Here is a 3772-nt window from a genome sequence, read left to right on the forward strand (position 1 = left end):
AAATTGGCTAAACACTAAGCGAAAAAAACCGCTAACCTTTCGATTAGCGGTTTTTTAGAATGTGGCGGTGAGATAGAGATTTGAACTCTACTCGAAGGAATAACGCTACAAACCCTATACTCTAAATTGGCTAAACACTAAGCGAAAAAAACCGCTAACCTTTCGATTAGCGGTTTTTTAGAATGTGGCGGTGAGATAGAGATTTGAACTCTACTCGAAGGAATAACGCTACAAACCCTATACTCTAAATCCCTATACTCTAAATTGGCTAAACACTAAGCGAAAAAAACCGCTAACCTTTCGATTAGCGGTTTTTTAGAATGTGGCGGTGAGATAGAGATTTGAACTCTAGAAGGGCTACAAACCCTTGCCGGTTTTCAAGACCGGTGCTTTCGACCACTCAGCCATCTCACCTGAAGTAAACAAAAAAGCAAAAAAGATTGCTTGCTTGAGAACGAGGCGAATATTAAAGTCTCATCGTGTTATTGTAAAGTACTATTTTGTAAAATATCTTAGTTTTAGGTTTGTTTGCTAATAAAACAGCCATTTTGCTTTTATTTCAAACAGTCAACTAGGTTAAAAGGTTTACCAGTGAAAAACAAAGAAGAAGAAAAAGTATTAGCAGTATGTCGTTGCCCTTGGGTAGATCTGTCAAAACCAGATTACGTTAAGTATCACGACAACGAATGGGGGATACCTGTTTATGACGACCAAAAACTTTTTGAGTGCCTATGTCTTGAATCTGCACAAGCAGGTTTAAGTTGGTATACCATATTAAAGCGTAGACAGGGATATCGTAAAGCTTTTGCAAACTTTGACGTGAATATCGTAGCCAACTTTAACCAAGACAAAATTGAACAGCTGTTGCTTAATTCAGACATCATTCGTCATCGAGGTAAAATTAACTCTGTCATAACTAACGCACGGTTGTTTATTGATATTCAGCAAACATTCGGCAGTTTTAGTCATTACCTTTGGCGTTTTGTTGATAACAAAACAATAATTAGAAAATATAGAGGATTAGATGGCTACCCAACAACAAGTGTTGAGTCTGATGCTTGTAGTAAAGATTTAAAAAAGCGTGGCTTTAAGTTTGTTGGCTCAACGATTTGCTATGCATACATGCAAGCCTGTGGCTTGATTAATGACCATCATTTAAGCTGTTACAAACGGAAACAAATTATTGATAAATACCAACAGTGCTGAGCTAGCTATTTAAAAAACATCATGTCATAATATGTCAAACTATTGAATCTGTTATTTGAGCGGCTATTATTTACTATCTTAGTTCAACAATAAAGTTAAGAAATACTTGAACTTTAGGTAAACGCCCTCATCTAAACTTATATTAAGTAATAATAATTAAGTTCTTAAAGGAAATGTTATGCAAACTAATATGAATTTTCAAACAGCAAGCAAAAGCTCTGCAATTGAAATTAACAAAGTATTAAAAAATACTTATATGCTTTTATCTATGACACTAGCATTTAGTGCAGTAACTGCTGGCGTTTCAATGGCAATGAACTTGTCGCACATGGTAGCTCTTATCATGATGCTTGTTGCCTTCGGCTTAATGTTTGTTGTTAATAAAAAAGCTGATTCAGCCAGTGGTGTATATTGGATTTTTGCTTTTACTGGTTTAATGGGAGCATCATTAGGGCCAATGCTTAACGCTTATGCTGCTATGCCTGGTGGCCCAGCCATGATTATGCAAGCACTTGGCGGTACTGCGCTAATATTCTTTGCATTATCTGGGTATGCCTTAACCACTAAAAAAGACTTCTCATTTATGGGTGGCTTTTTAATGACTGGGTTAATTGTAGTGCTAGTAGCAATGCTTGCGAATATATTCTTCCAAATACCAGCGTTATCATTAGCAATTAGTGCGGGCGTTATCATGATAATGTCGGGGTTAATTTTATTTGACACAAGCCGCATTATTAACGGTGGTGAACGTAATTATATCAGAGCAACTATTTCACTATACTTAAATATCTATAATATTTTTGTTCACCTGCTTCACCTTTTAGGTGTGTTTGGTGGCGATGATTAATATAAGGTATTTAATCCCTTATATTAAGGTTTGGGCTAATTTACTTTTAGTCTGATAAAAAATCGTTATAATATCAAGCCTCGCAGTTGCGGGGCTTTTTATGTTCAGGATGAACGGTATTTCGCGGTGACAGGATGTCAAAAAGCGATTATGTTTATTAAAAGAACAAAGAGGTAGAGCTGTGAATAAACTCGCTGTTATTGTCACCACCTCCCCTTACAGTAATTTAAGCGTTACAGCGCTTGATTATATTGAGACAGCGCTTAAAAATGGCGTTGAATTGGTAGGCATTTTTTTTTACCAAGACGGTGTTATGCATGCCAATAAAAACATTCAGATTGCCAGTGATGAGTATCAAGCCATTCAGCACTGGCAACGCTTACAGCAAACCTACAACCTAGCATTACACTTATGCGTTACCGCAGCAGAGAAGCGCGGCATGAGCGATGAAGGTCTTGATAGTATTCATTCAATTTTTACAATTTCAGGGTTAGGTGAATTAGTTGAGCTGTCATCAATGGCCGATAGAATGGTGCAACTTTAATGGACACTGCAATAAAAAAGAAATTAGCTATTCTTAATAGTAAAGCGCCCTATTCTAACTCAGCGGGCAAAGACGCTTTAGATATCGCGTTGGTTTTTGGCGCTTTTGAGCAGTCAATATCATTATTTTTTCAAGGGGACGGTGTTTGGCAGTTAATACAAGGGCAAGATGGCGCGGTTATTTCAGTAAAGGATTACCTTAAAACTTTTTCAGCTTTTGAGTTTTACGACATAGAAGATATTTACCTATGCCAAACATCACTAGCAGAGCGACACTTAGCTGCAACGTTTCATATTGATGATGTACAAATACTAAACCAGCAAGATTTCGCTAAAAAGCTCACATCCCACCAGCATATTTTACGATTTTAGCACCATGATGACTGAGGAATACCTTTTATGACTACGCTACACATTGTTCGTCAAAGCGCTTTTAATACCGATGACTTTGCTCAGTGTATAAAGGTAGTTGGTAATAACGACGTGATCGTTTTTATTGATGACGGCTGTTATAACTTACACCATCATTTAACAAATAATTTAATCGATAACGTCGTTAACAGCACCGATAACTGTAACGATACCAAAATGAAAATAAAGTTACATGTGGTAGCACAACATGCTGTTGCTCGCGCTATTCATATTAATGAAGCACACTTTACAAAAATCACCATGACAGATTTAGTTTCACTTACTTTTAAAAATGACAACGTAATAACATGGCAATAGACTTTCAAGACAAGCAAATTTCAACCGACAACCAAGGGTACCTGCTCGATTACACCCAGTGGCAAGCAGGCTTAGCCATTATCATGGCTAAGCAAGATAATTTTGTATTAACAGATGAGCATTGGGAAATAATTAATTTTGTTCGTCAGTTTTACTTAACTTATAATACCTCTCCTGCAATGCGTGCACTAACAAAAGCAATGAAAGCTGAGTTTAGTGAAGACAAGGCCAACAGCCGCTATCTATTTCGCTTATTTCCAGACGGACCTGCCAAGCAAGCAACTAAGTACGCAGGTTTACCTAAACCTAAACGTTGTTTGTAAAATGCTGCAAAGACATAGCACCGCGATATACCGTTCATCCTGAACATACACGCTCCTTGCCATCCTGTCACCGCGATATACCATTCATCCTGAACATACACGCTCCTTGCCATCCTTGGCACCG

At 37.4% G+C, this 3772-nt stretch carries 6 protein-coding genes and 1 tRNA gene; 6 read left to right on the forward strand and 1 reads right to left on the reverse strand.

All coding sequences use genetic code 11. The annotated features are described in order from the left end of the window. Positions 1–323: 323 nt before the first annotated feature. Positions 324–414, reverse strand: a tRNA-Ser gene (locus tag AC0UA9_RS14290). 177 nt (positions 415–591) lie between these two features. On the opposite strand from AC0UA9_RS14290, the gene AC0UA9_RS14295 reads away from it, so the two are divergent. The 6 genes from AC0UA9_RS14295 to AC0UA9_RS14320 all read left to right on the forward strand — a co-directional run bounded on the left by AC0UA9_RS14295 (position 592) and on the right by AC0UA9_RS14320 (position 3648). Beyond that, positions 592–1206: a DNA-3-methyladenine glycosylase I gene (locus tag AC0UA9_RS14295; protein WP_475660907.1), complete on the forward strand. Its 615-nt coding sequence runs from the start codon at positions 592–594 to the stop codon at positions 1204–1206. 178 nt (positions 1207–1384) lie between these two features. Continuing rightward, the gene (locus AC0UA9_RS14300; RefSeq protein WP_475660908.1) at positions 1385–2053 is read left to right on the forward strand and encodes a Bax inhibitor-1/YccA family protein; all 669 of its coding nucleotides are present in this window, start codon (positions 1385–1387) and stop codon (positions 2051–2053) included. 181 nt (positions 2054–2234) lie between these two features. Then, positions 2235–2597 (forward strand): sulfurtransferase complex subunit TusD, encoded by a 363-nt coding sequence (tusD, locus tag AC0UA9_RS14305; protein WP_475660910.1) that lies wholly within the window; start codon positions 2235–2237, stop codon positions 2595–2597. Then, complete coding sequence (gene tusC, locus AC0UA9_RS14310) at positions 2597–2968, forward strand: sulfurtransferase complex subunit TusC (protein WP_475660911.1); 372 nt, start codon at positions 2597–2599, stop codon at positions 2966–2968. Before tusD ends, tusC begins: the two co-directional genes overlap by 1 nt. A 27-nt stretch (positions 2969–2995) precedes the next feature. Further along, positions 2996–3325 (forward strand): sulfurtransferase complex subunit TusB, encoded by a 330-nt coding sequence (gene tusB, locus AC0UA9_RS14315; RefSeq protein WP_475660913.1) that lies wholly within the window; start codon positions 2996–2998, stop codon positions 3323–3325. Continuing rightward, positions 3316–3648: a TusE/DsrC/DsvC family sulfur relay protein gene (locus AC0UA9_RS14320; protein ID WP_475660916.1), complete on the forward strand. Its 333-nt coding sequence runs from the start codon at positions 3316–3318 to the stop codon at positions 3646–3648. Before tusB ends, AC0UA9_RS14320 begins: the two co-directional genes overlap by 10 nt. Positions 3649–3772 lie beyond the last annotated feature (124 nt).

Source organism: Colwellia sp. F1 (genome assembly GCF_056238625.1).

Bases quoted from the DNA above. Each gene is read 5' to 3' on its own strand.
- tusC (WP_475660911.1), top strand. From the start codon at position 2,597: ATGGACACTGCAATAAAAAAGAAATTAGCTATTCTTAATAGTAAAGCG.
- AC0UA9_RS14320 (WP_475660916.1), top strand. From the start codon at position 3,316: ATGGCAATAGACTTTCAAGACAAGCAAATTTCAACCGACAACCAAGGG.
- AC0UA9_RS14300 (WP_475660908.1), top strand. From the start codon at position 1,385: ATGCAAACTAATATGAATTTTCAAACAGCAAGCAAAAGCTCTGCAATT.
- tusB (WP_475660913.1), top strand. From the start codon at position 2,996: ATGACTACGCTACACATTGTTCGTCAAAGCGCTTTTAATACCGATGAC.